This is a genomic window from Alkalibacillus aidingensis, from assembly GCF_014595945.1.
Classification (GTDB): Bacteria; Bacillota; Bacilli; order Bacillales; family Alkalibacillaceae; genus Alkalibacillus; species Alkalibacillus aidingensis.
Genome location: NZ_JABXWU010000002.1, coordinates 62,654 through 78,651 on the forward strand (window position 1 = coordinate 62,654; position 15,998 = coordinate 78,651).

At 38.4% G+C, this 15,998-nt stretch carries 16 protein-coding genes and 2 riboswitches; of the genes, 1 reads left to right on the top strand and 15 read right to left on the bottom strand.

The genetic code is table 11. The annotated features are described in order from the left end of the window. Window positions 1-18 precede the first annotated feature (18 nt). From sufU to HWQ49_RS05510, 8 genes are all read right to left on the bottom strand, one after another. Window positions 19-465 (bottom strand): Fe-S cluster assembly sulfur transfer protein SufU, encoded by a 447-nt coding sequence (sufU, locus tag HWQ49_RS05475; RefSeq protein WP_188206600.1) that lies wholly within the window; start codon window positions 463-465, stop codon window positions 19-21. Further along, on the bottom strand, window positions 455-1,678 hold the full coding sequence (locus HWQ49_RS05480) for a cysteine desulfurase (RefSeq protein WP_188206601.1): 1,224 nt from the start codon (window positions 1,676-1,678) through the stop codon (window positions 455-457). The genes sufU and HWQ49_RS05480 overlap by 11 nt, the downstream gene beginning before the upstream one ends. After that, on the bottom strand, window positions 1,678-2,979 hold the full coding sequence (gene sufD, locus HWQ49_RS05485; protein ID WP_188206602.1) for a Fe-S cluster assembly protein SufD: 1,302 nt from the start codon (window positions 2,977-2,979) through the stop codon (window positions 1,678-1,680). Before sufD ends, HWQ49_RS05480 begins: the two co-directional genes overlap by 1 nt. A gap of 18 nt (window positions 2,980-2,997) precedes the next feature. Further along, complete coding sequence (gene sufC, locus HWQ49_RS05490) at window positions 2,998-3,783, bottom strand: Fe-S cluster assembly ATPase SufC (protein WP_188206603.1); 786 nt, start codon at window positions 3,781-3,783, stop codon at window positions 2,998-3,000. Between the two features lie 439 nt (window positions 3,784-4,222). Further along, window positions 4,223-4,363 carry a hypothetical protein gene (locus tag HWQ49_RS05495; RefSeq protein ID WP_188206604.1) on the bottom strand — a complete coding sequence of 47 codons (141 nt, stop codon included), beginning with the start codon at window positions 4,361-4,363 and terminating at the stop codon, window positions 4,223-4,225. A 245-nt stretch (window positions 4,364-4,608) separates the two neighbouring features. Further along, window positions 4,609-5,529 carry a MetQ/NlpA family ABC transporter substrate-binding protein gene (locus HWQ49_RS05500; protein ID WP_188206605.1) on the bottom strand — a complete coding sequence of 307 codons (921 nt, stop codon included), beginning with the start codon at window positions 5,527-5,529 and terminating at the stop codon, window positions 4,609-4,611. Between the two features lie 53 nt (window positions 5,530-5,582). Further along, complete coding sequence (locus HWQ49_RS05505; protein WP_188206606.1) at window positions 5,583-6,251, bottom strand: methionine ABC transporter permease; 669 nt, start codon at window positions 6,249-6,251, stop codon at window positions 5,583-5,585. Continuing rightward, window positions 6,241-7,269: a methionine ABC transporter ATP-binding protein gene (locus HWQ49_RS05510; RefSeq protein ID WP_188206607.1), complete on the bottom strand. Its 1,029-nt coding sequence runs from the start codon at window positions 7,267-7,269 to the stop codon at window positions 6,241-6,243. The genes HWQ49_RS05505 and HWQ49_RS05510 overlap by 11 nt, the downstream gene beginning before the upstream one ends. Window positions 7,270-7,346: 77 nt before the next feature. Continuing rightward, window positions 7,347-7,455: riboswitch (SAM riboswitch) on the bottom strand. Between the two features lie 106 nt (window positions 7,456-7,561). After that, a riboswitch (SAM riboswitch) is annotated at window positions 7,562-7,669 on the bottom strand. An 87-nt stretch (window positions 7,670-7,756) separates the two neighbouring features. On the opposite strand from HWQ49_RS05510, the gene HWQ49_RS05515 reads away from it, so the two are divergent. Next, the gene (locus HWQ49_RS05515; protein WP_188206608.1) at window positions 7,757-8,185 is read left to right on the top strand and encodes a TlpA disulfide reductase family protein; all 429 of its coding nucleotides are present in this window, start codon (window positions 7,757-7,759) and stop codon (window positions 8,183-8,185) included. A 448-nt stretch (window positions 8,186-8,633) separates the two neighbouring features. Here the strand turns inward: HWQ49_RS05515 and HWQ49_RS05520 are convergent, their stop codons facing one another. The 7 genes from HWQ49_RS05520 to HWQ49_RS05550 form a co-directional block, all read right to left on the bottom strand. Beyond that, complete coding sequence (locus tag HWQ49_RS05520) at window positions 8,634-8,951, bottom strand: thioredoxin family protein (RefSeq protein WP_188206609.1); 318 nt, start codon at window positions 8,949-8,951, stop codon at window positions 8,634-8,636. A 1-nt stretch (window position 8,952) separates the two neighbouring features. After that, window positions 8,953-9,312, bottom strand: coding sequence for a toprim domain-containing protein (locus HWQ49_RS05525; protein ID WP_188206610.1), 360 nt, complete (start codon window positions 9,310-9,312; stop codon window positions 8,953-8,955). A gap of 79 nt (window positions 9,313-9,391) precedes the next feature. Then, window positions 9,392-9,775 (bottom strand): glycine cleavage system protein GcvH, encoded by a 384-nt coding sequence (gcvH, locus tag HWQ49_RS05530; protein ID WP_188206611.1) that lies wholly within the window; start codon window positions 9,773-9,775, stop codon window positions 9,392-9,394. A 79-nt stretch (window positions 9,776-9,854) separates the two neighbouring features. Beyond that, window positions 9,855-10,211 carry an arsenate reductase family protein gene (locus HWQ49_RS05535; RefSeq protein ID WP_188206612.1) on the bottom strand — a complete coding sequence of 119 codons (357 nt, stop codon included), beginning with the start codon at window positions 10,209-10,211 and terminating at the stop codon, window positions 9,855-9,857. A 125-nt stretch (window positions 10,212-10,336) separates the two neighbouring features. Continuing rightward, window positions 10,337-12,115 (bottom strand): acyl-CoA dehydrogenase family protein, encoded by a 1,779-nt coding sequence (locus HWQ49_RS05540; RefSeq protein WP_188206613.1) that lies wholly within the window; start codon window positions 12,113-12,115, stop codon window positions 10,337-10,339. Between the two features lie 21 nt (window positions 12,116-12,136). Further along, window positions 12,137-13,312, bottom strand: coding sequence for an acetyl-CoA C-acetyltransferase (locus tag HWQ49_RS05545; protein WP_188206614.1), 1,176 nt, complete (start codon window positions 13,310-13,312; stop codon window positions 12,137-12,139). A gap of 47 nt (window positions 13,313-13,359) precedes the next feature. Then, window positions 13,360-15,744, bottom strand: coding sequence for a 3-hydroxyacyl-CoA dehydrogenase/enoyl-CoA hydratase family protein (locus tag HWQ49_RS05550; protein WP_188206615.1), 2,385 nt, complete (start codon window positions 15,742-15,744; stop codon window positions 13,360-13,362). Window positions 15,745-15,998 lie beyond the last annotated feature (254 nt).

The following is a 15,998-nucleotide window of genomic DNA, read 5'->3' on the forward strand; positions in this document are numbered from 1 at the left end:
TGAGAAACCTTTAACTCACTATTCTTCCTTTTCAACACCTTGCTCCATTGCTTTCCAAGCTAGTGTTGCACATTTAATCCGAGCTGGGAACTTAGAAACACCCTGCAGCGCCTGGATATCTCCTAGCTCATCAATATCAAAATCATAACCTTCCATTTCTTTGCCTAACATCATATCGGAAAACATTTCTGATATTTTTATGGCTTCATCTACAGGTCGGTCGATGATAACTTGTGTCATCATTGAAGCAGAAGACATGCTGATTGAACAGCCTTCACCTTCAAACTTCGCATCTTTCACGACACCATCTTCTATTTTTAACTGTAAGTCGATGCGATCACCACATGTAGGATTATTTAGTTCGACTGTAATATGATCCCCTTCTAGCTGTCCACGATTTCGTGGATTCTTGTAGTGATCCATAATAACTTGTCTGTAAAGTGTATCTAGGTTATTAAAAGACATCACCGAAATACTCCTTCGTTTTCTTGAGTCCATCAACAAATATATCGACATCTTGCTTACTATTATACAGGTAAAAGCTAGCTCTTGCAGTCGCTGCGACTTGTAATTCTTTCATTAGTGGTTGAGCGCAGTGGTGTCCAGCACGCACAGCTACGCCTAATGAATCTAGAGCTGTCGCCAAATCATGTGGGTGTACATCATCTAAATTAAATGTCACAAGCCCAGCACGTTTTTTAGGACCATATATTGTGATGCCATCAATTGTTTTCATTTGCTCTAAAGCATACTCGGTTATTTCTTGTTCATGTTTTTCAATTTCATCTAAGCCGATTTCATTTAGAAAATCAATAGCGGCCCCTAAACCAATAGCACCGGCAATGATCGGTGTACCACCTTCAAACTTCCATGGGAGCTCTTTCCAAGTTGAATCATATAAGTTGACGAAATCAATCATTTCACCACCAAATTCAACTGGTTCCATTTCTTCTAAGAGTTCTTGCTTACCATAAAGGACACCAACACCTGTTGGGCCACACATTTTATGGGCTGAGAAAGCAAAGAAGTCAACATCTAAATCTTGAACGTCTACTTTCATATGTGGAACACTTTGAGCTCCATCGACAACAATGACTGCTCCATTCTCATGAGCAATTTTGGCGACCTCTTTAATCGGATTAATAGTACCTAATACGTTTGAAACATGTGTCATTGCCACAATTTTAGTTTTTGAAGTGACTGCTTCTCGAACATCTTCTAATGTGATGGTTCCATCATCTTGTAATGGGATATATCTTAGTTTAGCACCGGTTGCATGAGCAGCTTGCTGCCAAGGAATAATATTACTGTGATGCTCCATTTTCGTTAAGACAATTTCATCACCTTCAGACAGATTTGCTCGCGCGTAACTATGAGCAACTTTATTCAGGGCAGTTGTCGTACCACGAGTAAAGATGACTTCCATGGTGCTAGATGCATTAATAAAGTTCTTAACTTTTTCACGAGCACCTTCATATCCTTCAGTTGCATATGTTCCTAGTGTATGCACACCTCTGTGCACATTAGAATTATAACGATTGTAGTAATCATTAACGATGTCGATCACAGATTGTGGTTTTTGGGATGTTGCAGCACTATCTAAATAGACTAACGTGTGTCCATTCACTTCTTGATCTAGAATCGGAAACTTCGCGCGAACTTCATCCAAGTTGAACATTAATAAACTTTCCCTTCAATAACTTCTCTTAGTTGCTTTTGAACGGTTTCAATTGGAATTTCACGTACTACTGGGTCAAGGAATCCATGGATCACTAGACGCTCTGCTTCTTTTTGACTGATTCCACGACTCATAAGATAGAATAGCTGAATTGGATCTACACGACCAACTGATGCAGCATGACCTGCTGTTACATCGTCTTCATCTATAAGTAAGATCGGATTCGCATCACCACGAGCACCATCAGATAGCATAAGTACACGTGACTCTTGCTCAGCGTTTGCCTTCGTTGCACCATGCTCAACTTTACCTATTCCGTTGAAAATCGAAGCCGCTGAGTCTTTCATAACACCATGTTGTAGAATGTAGCCTTCTGATGCTTTACCATAGTGACGAATGTTAGCTGTAAAGTCCTGTTTCTGGTTGCCACGACCAACTGACACGGCTTTCGCATGCGATAATGAGTTATCGCCCATTAGGTTCGTAATATTTTCAGAAATAGTATTTCCATCATTCATTTGACCTAATGCCCATTCTAGTGTGGCATCACGTTCAACTGTTCCACGACGATTAACATAGGTTGTGGTACCTTTTGCAAAGTTATCAACAGCACCATAAGAGACTTTAGCACCATCTAATGCAAATATTTCGCTTACAATATTGGCAACTGTTTCTTCTTCATCATTATCTGAAACATAGTTCTCGACATAGGTTACTTCACTATGTTGATCTGCTACTAGCAATACGTGATTGTAAAGAGCTGCTTCAGGGTCTTCTTGCCAGAAAACAACTTGAATAGGTTCTTGAACGACCACATTCTTAGGTAAATATAAGAAAATACCACTATTTAATAACGCAGCATGGCGAGCTGTTAATTTGTTTTCATCAACAGAAACACCTTGTTGCATAAAGTATTTTTTCACTAAGTCACTATGCTCATTCATTGCCGTAAACAGATCCTCAAAGATCACTCCTTGATTAGATAAGTCCTCTGAAAGTTTCGCATAAGCAACATCGTTATTACGGACAATAATTAGGTTTTCAACATCTTCACCTAATAAGACACGAATTTTCTCTGGTAATTCATCAATGCTTTGAATTTGTTCACCTGCAACGTCGTGTTTAAAGTTAGTGAAGTTCCAGTTACGGACTCTAGTTTTTTCTAATTTTGGCATAGGCAAGTCTTCAGACTGTTCTAATGCCTGTAAACGTATATCTTTAAACCATGATGGTTCATTTCGTTTCTCAGAATACTCTGTGACATATTGTTTGTCATAAGGTAATTGTGTTTCCACTGCCATTCGTTACCCTCCTATCTGTTACGCTTTTTGGCCAACTGTTTCGTCGTCGATTCCTAGTTCATCTTTAATCCAGTCATAACCTTCCGCTTCTAAGCGTTGTGCCAGCTCAGGACCACCAGATTTAACAACGCGACCTTGCATCATCACGTGTACGTGGTCAGGTGTAATATAATCAAGTAGACGTTGGTAGTGAGTAATAATTAAGCAACCAAACTCATCACTACGCATTTTGTTTATGCCATTTGCTACAACTTTTAAAGCGTCTATGTCAAGACCTGAGTCAATTTCGTCTAAAACAGCAATTGCGGGCTTAAGCATCATTAATTGAAGAATCTCATTACGCTTCTTCTCACCACCTGAGAATCCTTCATTTAAGTAACGTTGTGCCATATTTTTATCAATTTCTAGATCGTCCATTGTTGCATCCATTTCTTTGATGAATTTCATTAATGGAATCTCATCGCCTTCTTCACGACGAGCATTAATAGAAGAACGTAAGAAATCAGAGTTCGTAACACCACTGATCTCACTTGGGTATTGCATTGCAAGAAATAAACCAGCTTGCGCACGTTCATCAACTTCCATTTCGAGAACGTCTTCACCATCTAGTTTTACTTCACCTTTAGTGATTTCATATTTTGGATGGCCCATAATCGCACTAGCTAATGTTGATTTCCCGGTACCATTTGGACCCATAACTGCGTGGAATTCCCCACCGTTAATTGTAAGGTTTACACCTTTTAATATCTCTTCCCCTTCGATTTCAACATGAAGATCCTTAATTTCTAAAGTTGATCCTGCCATTTGAATACCTCCAATTTCTATTAATTCATGTCTGGTTATTCTCAATTTATTATCATTCTCAGTTTAAAACATTTACAAATTATTATCAACTCATCACAAGAACAACCAAGCATTGATTCTCTATCCATTATAGTAAAAAATCCGATGAATTAAAACGATTACGGTCTTTATTCATACAAAAAGATAGAAAATTGTCTCCTAAGATATTGAACATCATTCTCATTTACTGTTTGTCACTTGATTTTACGTGTTGATTTGCTAAGTAGCATCTTCATAACGTGAACCTTTTTAAGGTGCGCTATTGTAAATGAAACCATTCCATTTTGACGGTTGACGATCTCCTTAAACATAACATTATGTATAAAGAAAAATCCACTGTTACAATTGTAAGATTGTAACAATGGATTCACGTTTTAGGTATTTAGTTCATATTTTATTATTAACGGTGAATCATTCGGTCAACTTCCGAAACCATCATTTGCGATTTTTGATATTCTTGTTCTCTTCGCTTTTCAACTGCTAATCGTTTGTCAAGTTTCTGACTGTACTCCTTATAACCAATTCCGTGTGACTGTTGCATTGCCTTCTCCATATCACTCGTGTACGTCAGATCAAGCTGATTGTCATTTAAAATAACTAAATCATCCCTTTCGAATTATTTACATGATTAAGGATAACACGCTCAAGTTTTGAACGAAAATGGCATTCATATCCATTGAAACAAATAAAAAGAGGTATGAACACCTTAATAGATGTTATACCCCTTCTCTTTATAATTCATTAAAATAACTTTGAATAAGTAGCAAATGCTCTTAATTTGCAATTTTATTCATTTGCTGGGACAATCGATCCTTCATATTCTTCTTCCATGAAGGTTTGAATTTCTTCAGTTCTTAGAATTTCAACGATTTTTTGTAGATCTTCATCATCTTTATCCTCAGCTCTTACAGCAATTACATTTGCGTATGGTGAGTCAGAAGCTTCTAAGAATAACGCATCTTCTGTTGGCGTTAGTTCAGCTTCAATGGCATAGTTCGTATTGATGGCTACTAGTGCATCAGCCTCACGCTCATAAAATTCTGGTAACAATCCTGCATCAATACTTGAATCAAATTCTAAATTTAATGGATTTTCAACGATATCATCAACAGTTGCAGCAACCGGATCGACATCTTCATCAATCGAAATAAGTCCATTTTCTTGTAGGATAGTAAGAATTCGACCATGGTCAGCTACTGAACGACTCATAATTACTTCTGTACCTTCTGGGACGTTGTCAGGATCCGTGATATTTTGTGAATAAATTCCCATAGGTTCAATGTGAATACCACCTAGACTTACGAAGTCGTAACCAACTTCATCGATTTGATCCTCTAAATAAGGAGTGTGTTGGAAGAAGTTTACATCCAATGTCCCATTATCTAAGTCTTCATTCGGTAACACGTAATCTTGGTAAACTTCAATTTGAAGTTCAATACCTTCTTCTTCAAACAATGGCTGTGCTTCTTCTAAAATTTCAGAGTGTGGAACATTGGCTGAACCAATAATAATCTCTCTTAACTCTGATCCCTCTGCTTCTTCTTGTTCTTCTTGTTCTTCTTGAGCTTCGTCACTTTCTTCTTGTGCTTCATTATTTTCCTCTTCTTGAGGCTCTGCTTGATCTGCCTCTTCTGCGTCACCAGTACCACATGCTGCTAGAGCAAGTGCTAGGAATGCAATTAGTAAAACAGTAATAAACTTTTTCATTCTAAAAACTCCCCTTATATTTTTTATTTAGAACTTGGTATGATACCAAATAACTACCTTTTATCAATTGCTCTTGATACCCAATCACCAATGAATTGGAACACAAAAACAATGACAACAATGAAAATAGTACAAGCAAATACCACATCAAAATCACGTCTTTGGAATCCTTGCATATAAGCTAAATCTCCAAGACCCCCTGCACCAATAACGCCAGCCATTGCTGTATAGCTGATTAAGGCAATAGCTGTAACTGTAATTCCAGAAATCAAAGCTGGCATGGATTCAGGAAGTAGTACTTTAAAGATAATGGTACGTGTCTTTGCCCCCATTGATTGAGCCGCTTCAACTACTCCTTTATCAACTTCTTTAAGTGCAATCTCTACAAGTCGTGCATAAAACGGAGCCGCTCCAATGATTAAGGCTGGTAAAGCTGCTTTGGGTCCTCGGATGGTACCCATTAAGAAATCTGTAAACGGGAATAATAACAGGATTAATATAATAAACGGAATGGCACGAAACACGTTAACTAAGGTTGCTGTAATTGAATTAACTAAAGTGTTTTGCCATAGGTTTCCCCTTGATGTTAGAAATAGTAGTAAACCAAGTAAAATTCCTAAAATGAACGTCCCAATGACAGAAATAATCGTCATGTATAAAGTTTCATAAGTGGCCGTCCACATCTGATCCATTCGTACATTAGGAAACAACTCATTCATCATGCTGTAACACCTCAACTTCTACACCAGATGATTGGATAAAATCAACAGCTTCTTTAATTAATCTTGCTTCGCCGTTAATTTCTACATAAAGAGTTCCGTAAGCCCCTTCTTGTGTAGGAGAGATTGAACCCTGCAAAATGTTTATCGCCACATCCAGTTTTTTCGATACTTCACTAATTAGAGCACGTTTGGCATTATTTCCGATGAAGTGTAACTTAACAACTTCACTATCTTCTCGGTCGTTAATAAACTCTTGTAAGTGCTCTTTTTGATGTTCTAATGGACTTAACTGCTGAACAAATCGTTTCGTTGTTTTTGCTTGTGGTTTGACAAATACATCTAATACATCACCTTGCTCAACCACTTTCCCCTGCTCCATAACAGCGACACGATGACAGATCTTCTGAATGACATGCATTTCATGGGTAATGAGAATAATCGTCAAGTTAAGCTTCTCATTAATAGAAACAAGCAAGTCTAAAATATCGTCAGTCGTTTCAGGATCTAACGCAGACGTTGCCTCATCACATAATAGAACAGTCGGATCATTGGCCAACGCTCTAGCAATTCCAACACGTTGCTTTTGACCACCACTTAATTGTGATGGATAAGACTTCTCTCTACCTTTTAAGCCAACAAGTTCAATTAACTCCATTACTTTCCGTTCACGTTCTTCTCTTGGAACACCAGCAATCTCAAGTGGGAATGAAATATTTTCAAACACCGTACGTGACCAAAGCAAATTGAAGTGTTGGAAAATCATTCCGATCTTCTGTCGTTCTTTTCGAAGGTCGCCTTTCCTTAGGCGAGCAATATCACGATCTTCTAAAAGAATCTCGCCTTCTGTCGGGTCTTCTAGTCGGTTGATTAAACGGATAAATGTACTTTTACCGGCACCACTATACCCAATCACACCGTAAATTTCTCCTTTTTCTATATCAATAGAGACATCATCAACAGCCTGAACCGTTTGATGTTTTGTTTTAAACTGTTTCGATAGATTCTTAATCGAAATCAATGATTACCCCTCCTTAACTTAAAAATAAAATCCTTTCTGCACATAAGAGAACAGAAAGGATTGACATCTTTCACGTCCTCTTATCTGTCAAAGCATCACGCTTTGCTGGAATTAGCACCTGTTAGACAATTGTCTAATGGTTGCTGGGTTTCATCGGGCCATTCCCTCCACCTCTCTGGATAAGAGATTCATATATTTTACTCTATTATCAGTTTTATACGTTACTAGATTAACGTATTAGTGAAAAATAAAAAACTCTCCTTGCAAGAACAAGAAAGAGTTAACCGACTCATTCTTATCTTGCAATGAAAATCATTGCAGGAATTAGCACCTATTATGATTAAATCATAACGGTTGCCGGGTTTCATTGGGCCATTCCCTCCACCTCTCTGGATAAGAAAATAAATTATTCAACTTTCGATAGATAATATGTTAGCATAGTAACAGATTAAGGTCAATCAATTTTTTTAAAAAAGGATGAAGAAATATGAAAGCACCTTTATTTGAACTCCCGTATCTGGACAACCCACGTGAAACCTTTAAGCTTGACGAGGTTTTAGGTAAGAAGGTAGTCATCCTAACTTTTTGGGTATCATGGTGCCCTGATTGTTCAAGAGATCTACCTAAAAAAGAACAATTTTATAAAACAATGAGAAATGATGAAATTGAAATGCTGACGATAAATGTTCCTGGTCGAGAACGCGAAGAACAAGAAGCACACCAATTTCAAGAACAGTTTCTTTCTCAACCAACCCTAAAAGATCATGGGCGTGAAGTATACGACTTGTACGAATGTGAATCCGTACCGACGACCATCATCATTGATTTAAATGGCGAAATAGTTGGAAGGTTTGGCGACAAAGATGACTTTGTGGAAGTGATTAAAATTGTAGGGAATTATTTTCCTACTCGATAGGAGAAGCTTGGTCCAAACTGTCCAACTTCTATGTAGAAACCGTAGTTGGACAGCTTAGTATTTGGGCTTTAACCCCTCTACTCCCAAAAACAACGTGGTATACTTTTTTATGAATAAAGCGAGTTCGTTGACCGAAAGCGGCTCTTCCCTGGCGTCTCTGGGAAAATAGAGGATAGCTCTTTGACCGGTGACCCCTCTTAACGTGCGTCTTTGGGAATATAGAGGTGCGCTCTTTGACCGGTACTCCCTCTTAACGTGCGTCTTTGGGAATATAGAGGTACGCTCTTTGACCATAAACGATTCTGACCCTGCGTTACCGGGAATATAGACACCACCTCTTTGACCAAAGCTTCCTTCTCACTTGCACCACCGGGAATATAGACTCTGAGTCTTGTCCCGGAACAGTTACTCCACTACTCCTCCGGTTAAAGAAGGTAACTGTATGGCACTATTCATCTACTAAATAAGGACTCATCTCTTTAAGAACAAATGGGACCGAGTTAAATGTGTACATTCGTTCTACTGGTACTCCATTTTTAAATACGATCAAACATGGCACACTTGTTATGTTAAATTGTTGCATTAAATCAGGTGCTAAAGTCGCATTTAACTCAAAGAATTTTTCCTCACCAAGTATTTCTTCGACGTATTTTAGCATTCGCTTAGCTATTTTACATGTTCCACAAAATGGACTGTTAACAAATAGTATATGATAGCTCTTCTTATTAATTAAAAATCGTGCGTGATCGTGGTTTATTTCTTGCATGTTATTCGGACCCTTTCAAGTAATCAATCTTGACATTAAAATTTGCTGCTTGCAGAATCGATGCTAACACGTGATCAGGTGTGTCTTCAACTTGACGATATTTAGCATCGATATACAAATTTTCGGCATGTGATAATTCTTGATTTAATAACTTTCTTAGTTGTTTTCCTGAATCATCAGCATCGGTAAATATATAAACATCGCGTTCAAAGAGCATATACTCATCAATTAATTCATCTAAAGCATAAGCGCTCAGGGTTCCGAATGTGCAAAGAATCATCTCATCTTCTGCTAAGATTTTCTCAACTTTTTTACGATCTTGCTTCCCCTCAACAATTAACACTTGAGATAACATATCCATATTCCACACTCACTTATCTTATAGAAAAGACTGACTCAGGTATCGGAGTCAGTCTTTCATTACTTATCTTATTATATGCTTATTCATCTTCAGTCATTTCTTGATAAGCATCTGCATCCATTAGATCATCTACCTGAGATTTATCAGTTGGCTCAACAACGATCATCCAAGCTTTTTCATAAGGTGATTCATTAACGAATTCTGGACTGTCTTCTAATTCTTCGTTTACTTCTACCACTTTACCGGATACTGGCGCATAAAGTTCTGAAACAGTTTTAACAGATTCAACGCTACCGAATGGCTCGTCTAATTCAATTTCATCGCCTTCTTCTGGAAGCTCAACGAATACGATATCGCCAAGTTCTGACTGTGCAAAGTCTGTGATTCCAATTCGTAGTTTATCGCCTTCGTCTTTTACCCATTCGTGTTCTTCAGAATAACGTAAGTCTTTTGGTAAACTCATATCTTGACCCTCCATATTTATCAATATCACATGTTAATCATACAATAAACACGTGCTTTATGCATTATTTAAGAATCTATTATTTCCAAGTATCAGAAAAAAGATCTTCTTTAAATCCGACTGTTACTTTCTCACCATCTGTAGTAATTGGTCGTTTGATTAACATTCCGTCAGAAGCAAGAAGTTCAATTTGCTCTTCATCACTCATATCCTTCAACTTGTCTTTAACACCTAGCTCACGGTATTTTTTTCCGGAAGTGTTAAAAAACTTTTTAACCAGTAACCCACTTTTTTCAATTAATTTAGTTAGTTCTTTCTTAGATGGTGGCTGATCGACAATATGTATGGATTCATAATCAATTCCTTCTTCATCTAACCATTTTAGAGCTTTTCGGCATGTACCACACTTAGGGTACTGGTAAACTGTTAACGCCATAGCATACACCTCCTTCAACTGCTTCAGTTTAACATAGTTTAACCAACCACTCACATAATTAGACTGATTATGTGATGATAAAGGCGTATAGTAGGTCTACTATACGCCTTTTATGATATATAGAATTACACAACATACTTTTCTTCTTCAATTAATTTGCTTGCAATCTCACGTTTCTTCTCAATCACATTAACATGATCGCGACGTGTGAGCTTTCTTAATGCAGAAAGCATCATGCGTAAATTATCGCCTTCTTCAACAGCAATTAACGTTTCCTTTGCATGTGATTCAATGCGATTTAAAGATTCTTCTACATAAACTTGAGTGTAAAGAAGTTTCTGTTTGCTCTTTTCTTCGCCATCTTTAGCAATCGCTTTTGCGGTACGTAAAACAGCTGATTCCATGTTATAAATTTCTGCAGCAATATCAGCAATGTTTGATAAAAGCTCTTGTTCTTGTTCAATTTTCTCTTGGTACTTTTGCGCTGCAAGCCCAGCAGCTAAAAGTCCAATTTTCTTAGCGTTCCCAACTAAATAGATCTCTTGTTCTAACGCTTCATCACCTGGTGTTTCTGGCATCATGGCCATCAGCTCATTTTGTAAGCCCATTGCTTTTTCCAGGAGTGGCAGCTCACCTTTCATCGCTTTTTTCAAGAATGTTCCTGGGACTAATAAACGATTAATCTCATTGGTGCCTTCAAAGATTCGGTTGATGCGAGAATCACGATAAATTCTCTCAACTTCATATTCAGCCATAAACCCATACCCACCATGAATTTGTACCGCTTCATCAGCAACATAGTCTAAAAGCTCTGTTGCTGTATATTTATTCATCGAGCATTCAATCGCATATTCTGCAATTCCTTTAGCAACTAATGAACCATCATTTAATTCTTCTTTAGATAGCTTACCTAAACGCGACTCAAATAAGCCAACTGTACGATAAACGGCGCTTTCATTAGCATAGGTTCTTACAGCCATATTAGCTAGCTTCTCTTGGATTAATGAAAAGCTTGAGATCGGTGTTTTGAATTGCTTACGTTCATTCGCGTAGCTCACTGCTAATTCTAGTGCACGTTTGGCACCACCAACACCACCAATCGCCAGCTTATAACGACCGACATTTAAAATGTTAAAAGCAATAATGTGGCCACGGCCGATTTCACCTAATACATTTTCAACTGGAACTTCTGCATCTTCTAGCACTAATGTGCGCGTTGATGATGACTTAATTCCCATCTTCTTCTCTTCTGGTCCTGTTGATACACCAGGGAAGTCTCGCTCTACGATGAACGCTGAGAACTTCTCGCCATCAATTTTGGCGTATACTACGAATATATCAGCAAAAGCAGAGTTGGTAATCCACTGTTTTTCGCCATTTAAAATATAATGGGTCCCCTCTTCATTCAGAACGGCTGTTGTCTTAGCTCCCAATGCATCTGAACCAGAACCTGGCTCTGTTAATGCATAAGCAGCAATTTTTTCACCTGTAGCGAGCGAAGGTAAATATTTTTGTTTTTGTTCCTCATTACCGAAAAAGACAATTGGAAGTGAACCAATTCCAACGTGGGCACCGTGTGTAATCGAAAAACCACCAGCTAGTGACATTTTTTCTGTAACTAAAGAAGAAGTAATCTTATCTAGCTCAAGCCCTCCATATTCTTCTGGTACATCGATTCCTAATAACCCTAACTCGCCGGCTTTTTGTAATAGTTTAACAGACTGATCAAATTCATGATTTTCCAGGTTATCTAAAACTGGCCAAACATCATTTTTGATAAATTCTTCGGTTGTTTTGGCGATCATCTTATGTTCATCTGTGAAATCTTCTGGTGTTAACACATCTTCTGGCTCAATATCTTCGATTAAAAATGACCCACCTTTTAATAACTTTTCATCAATCATGTTCCTTCCCCCTATAATCCATTATAGTAATTCAAACACACCAGCAGCTCCCATACCGCCACCAATACACATCGTAACCACACCATACTTCACATCACGGCGTTTCATTTCATGAATGAGTGAAAGAGTTAGCTTCGTACCCGTACAACCTAGCGGGTGTCCTAACGCAATAGCTCCACCATTCACGTTCACAATATCCTGATTGAGGCCTAACTCACGGCAAACCTGTAAAGATTGAGAAGCAAATGCCTCATTTAATTCAAATAGCCCTATGTCATCTAAAGTTAAACCAGCCATTTCAACTGCTTTTGGTATAGCCTTAACTGGACCAATTCCCATAACTTCCGGTTCCACACCGGCAACCGTAAAGGAGAGGAATTTGGCCATTGGTTGAAGACCTTCTTTTTCAGCTTTTTCCCGATCCATTAATAAGACTGACGCAGCTCCATCACTCATTTGTGATGCATTACCTGCTGTTACCGAACCAGTGCCTGAGAACGCAGGCTTTAATTTGGCTAACGTTTCCATATCTGTTCCTTCACGAACTCCTTCATCCTGAGATAGGGTCAGTGTTTTCTCAGTGACTTGGTTATCAGGTCCAATTTCTCGATCGATTACTTCAACAGGAACGATTTCGTCTGCAAATTTCCCTTCACTAATGGCTTGGGCTGCTCGCTCATGACTTCGTACTGCAAAAGCATCTTGGTCTTCACGGCTAATACCATAACGGTTAGCGACTTCCTCTGCTGTATGCCCCATATTCATATAGTATTCCGGTGCTTGCTCGACCAATGTCGGATTTGGCTTAATCACATGGCCCCCCATTGGAATCATTGACATGGACTCTGCACCACCAGCAATAATGGTGTCCGCGTGACCTAGCATAATTCGTTCTGCTGCATAGGCAATACTTTGTAATCCAGAAGAACAATAACGGTTGATCGTAATCGCTGGTACATCATGTGGTAATCCAGCAAGCCCAGCAATCTGTCTCGCCATATTCATTCCTTGCTCAGCTTCTGGCATAGCACATCCGATAATCACATCATCTATATTTCCGTCATAATCGTTAGCGCGTTTTAACGTTTCTTTCACTGTTAAAGCAGCTAAGTCATCTGGACGCGTGTGAGCAAGTGTTCCTTTATTTGCTTTACCGACGGGCGTGCGTGCACCCGTAACAATCACGGCTTCTTTCACGGTTGATCCTCCTCATTAGGTTGGATTTTTTATAATTAACAAGTCGTTTAGTTACGTAACGGTTTTCCTTTTTGAAGCATATGAATCATACGCTCTTGTGTCTTTTGTTCGCCAACTAAGCTTAAAAACGCTTCACGCTCTAAATCTAGTAAATACTCTTCATCGACCTTGGTGCCGTATTTTATTTTTCCACCTGATAAGACCTGTGCTAATTTAGTTGCAATCTTAATATCGTGTTCAGAAGCGTAACCACTTAATTGCATTTGTTTAGCTCCTAAAAGCATGGTTGCATAGCCTGCTTCACCGACAACAGGGACCTTTTCTTTCTTAGGTGGTTGGTAACCTGTTTCACTTAAAGCAATGACTTTATTTTTAGCATCGTGGATTTGGTGGTCACCATTCAAGCTAATGGAATCCTGCTGATTTAAAAATCCATACTCGGCTGCTTCTGCAGCTGAAGTGGATACTTTACCAGTAGCAATCTTTTCAAACACATCATTAGCTACTTTTTGTAAATCAAAATCTATCCCTTGTGGAAGGCCATTTAATTGTTTGATATAAAACTCTTTATTACCGCCTCCACCTGGGATTAGGCCAACACCCGCTTCAACTAACCCCATGTATGTTTCCGGTGATGCTTGTGCCGATGCACTTGGTAGAACAAGCTCAGTTCCACCACCTAAAGTCATCCCAAAAGGAGCGGCAACAACTGGTTTTTCGTTAAACTTAATATTTTGCATCGCTTGCTGGAATTGCTTAACGACCATCTCGATTTCAAAGAAGTTAAACTCTTGGGCTTCCATTAAAATCATCGCTAGGTTTGCACCAACACAGAAATTCTTACCTTGGTTACCGATTACTAAACCACGGTAGTTTTTGTTCACTTCCTCAAGAGATTGATTGATCATTTGAATAACATCTAAACCAATCGAGTTGTTAGGTGAATTAAATTCTAGGAGTGCTACATTATCTCCTAAATCTATTAAACTTGCACCACTGTTTTTCTTAATAACACCATTTGCTTGCTTTTTGAGCTTTAAGTTAATTTCCTTTTCGTTAACAACTTTCTCGACGTAATCACCGTTTTGATAAAAATATAGTTTTCCATTTTCCGTTTTGTAGAAAGACTTTAGTCCAGCGTCTAGCATCTCTTTAACCCAAGTAGGTACCTCTAAGCCTTCTTCCTCCATACGCTTGACAGATTTTTCAAGGCCAATAGCATCCCACATTTCAAATGGACCTAATTCCCAACCGAAGCCCCATTTCATTGCATCGTCAATCTGGGTTATGTCATCAGCAATTTCACCTAGTAGATTTGCTGAGTATACTAATGTTGGTTTCGTGATATTCCATACTAAGTCACCAGCGCGATCACCTTTAGCAGATACTAATGCTTTCAGCTTGCGCTTGGGTCCTTTTTCTTGTTTAGCTGCGCCTGATGCAGCTGTTTTAAGCTTTTGTTGCTCTTGGTCGTACTCAAGAGTTTTGGGATTCAATTCATAAATGACGCTTCCTTTGTCACCTTTTTTCTTAAGGTAAAACCCTTTTCCAGCCTTTGCACCAAGCATTCCTTTCTCGTTCATCTGCTTCATAAATTCGGGAACTTCAAATACTTTCTTTTCATCCCCTTCGACTTGGTCATAAACATTTTTCGCAACATGGATAAATGTATCTAAACCTACGACATCTAATGTTCGGAAGGTTGCACTCTTCGGTCGACCGATCATCGGTCCAGTAACCGAATCGACTTCACCGACACTATAGTCACCTTTTAACATTTCCTGTACGGTTACTAGTAAACCGTATGTACCGATTCGATTAGCAATGAAGTTTGGTGTGTCCTTCGCCTCAACGACACCTTTTCCTAGTACATCTTCTCCAAAGCGTTTCATAAATGATAACACTTTCGGGTCAGTATCTTTCGTCGGAATTACCTCAAGTAACTTTAGATAACGTGGGGGGTTAAAAAAGTGTGTACCTAAGAAGTGCTTTTTAAAATCCTCGGAGCGCCCTTCTGCCATCCCCTCGATCGAAATACCTGAAGTATTTGAACTGACAATCGTACCTTGACTGCGATATTCTTCAACCTGTTCATAAACTTTTCTCTTAATTTCTAGATTTTCGACAACTACCTCAATAATCCAATCGACATCATTTAAATCCTTCATGTTGTCTTCGAAGTTTCCGACTGTTATTAAATCTAAACTTTTCTTAGTTGTAATTGGTGATGGATTTTGTTTAAGAAGCTTTTTCTTACTGTTTTCAGCAATTTGATTACGTGCACGGGGGTCTTGTTTTTCTTCATCAGTTAAGTTATTGGGGACAATATCAAGCATCAATGTTTCAATACCTAAATTAGCTAAGTGAGCTGCTATTCCAGAACCCATAACGCCTGATCCTAAGACAGCTGCGCGCTTAATTTTTCTGTTCATGAATGTGCTCCTCCTATCTACGGTCTTTTTGAATGAATACTCATTCATTTTACCTCAAAAAAATTTGGATAGTCCTCTATCCAATTCGTTCTAATTATTACTATAAATTATTTTCTGATATTTCGCAATCATTTATTTCGTTATTTTGTGTTTAATTGGATAATTTATGTAGGGATGGTTGGGTTAAGGGCTCATGGTCGAATTTAATTTATTTGTGGTCGTTGGGGAGAGGAATCAACACCATTTTCACCTTT

Bases quoted from the DNA above. Each gene is read 5' to 3' on its own strand.
- sufU (WP_188206600.1), bottom strand. From the start codon at position 465: ATGTCTTTTAATAACCTAGATACACTTTACAGACAAGTTATTATGGAT.
- HWQ49_RS05480 (WP_188206601.1), bottom strand. From the start codon at position 1,678: ATGTTCAACTTGGATGAAGTTCGCGCGAAGTTTCCGATTCTAGATCAA.
- sufD (WP_188206602.1), bottom strand. From the start codon at position 2,979: ATGGCAGTGGAAACACAATTACCTTATGACAAACAATATGTCACAGAG.
- sufC (WP_188206603.1), bottom strand. From the start codon at position 3,783: ATGGCAGGATCAACTTTAGAAATTAAGGATCTTCATGTTGAAATCGAA.
- HWQ49_RS05495 (WP_188206604.1), bottom strand. From the start codon at position 4,363: ATGCAACAGTCACACGGAATTGGTTATAAGGAGTACAGTCAGAAACTT.
- HWQ49_RS05500 (WP_188206605.1), bottom strand. From the start codon at position 5,529: ATGAAAAAGTTTATTACTGTTTTACTAATTGCATTCCTAGCACTTGCT.
- HWQ49_RS05505 (WP_188206606.1), bottom strand. From the start codon at position 6,251: ATGATGAATGAGTTGTTTCCTAATGTACGAATGGATCAGATGTGGACG.
- HWQ49_RS05515 (WP_188206608.1), top strand. From the start codon at position 7,757: ATGAAAGCACCTTTATTTGAACTCCCGTATCTGGACAACCCACGTGAA.
- HWQ49_RS05520 (WP_188206609.1), bottom strand. From the start codon at position 8,951: ATGCAAGAAATAAACCACGATCACGCACGATTTTTAATTAATAAGAAG.
- HWQ49_RS05525 (WP_188206610.1), bottom strand. From the start codon at position 9,312: ATGGATATGTTATCTCAAGTGTTAATTGTTGAGGGGAAGCAAGATCGT.
- gcvH (WP_188206611.1), bottom strand. From the start codon at position 9,775: ATGAGTTTACCAAAAGACTTACGTTATTCTGAAGAACACGAATGGGTA.
- HWQ49_RS05535 (WP_188206612.1), bottom strand. From the start codon at position 10,211: ATGGCGTTAACAGTTTACCAGTACCCTAAGTGTGGTACATGCCGAAAA.
- HWQ49_RS05540 (WP_188206613.1), bottom strand. From the start codon at position 12,115: ATGATTGATGAAAAGTTATTAAAAGGTGGGTCATTTTTAATCGAAGAT.
- HWQ49_RS05550 (WP_188206615.1), bottom strand. From the start codon at position 15,744: ATGAACAGAAAAATTAAGCGCGCAGCTGTCTTAGGATCAGGCGTTATG.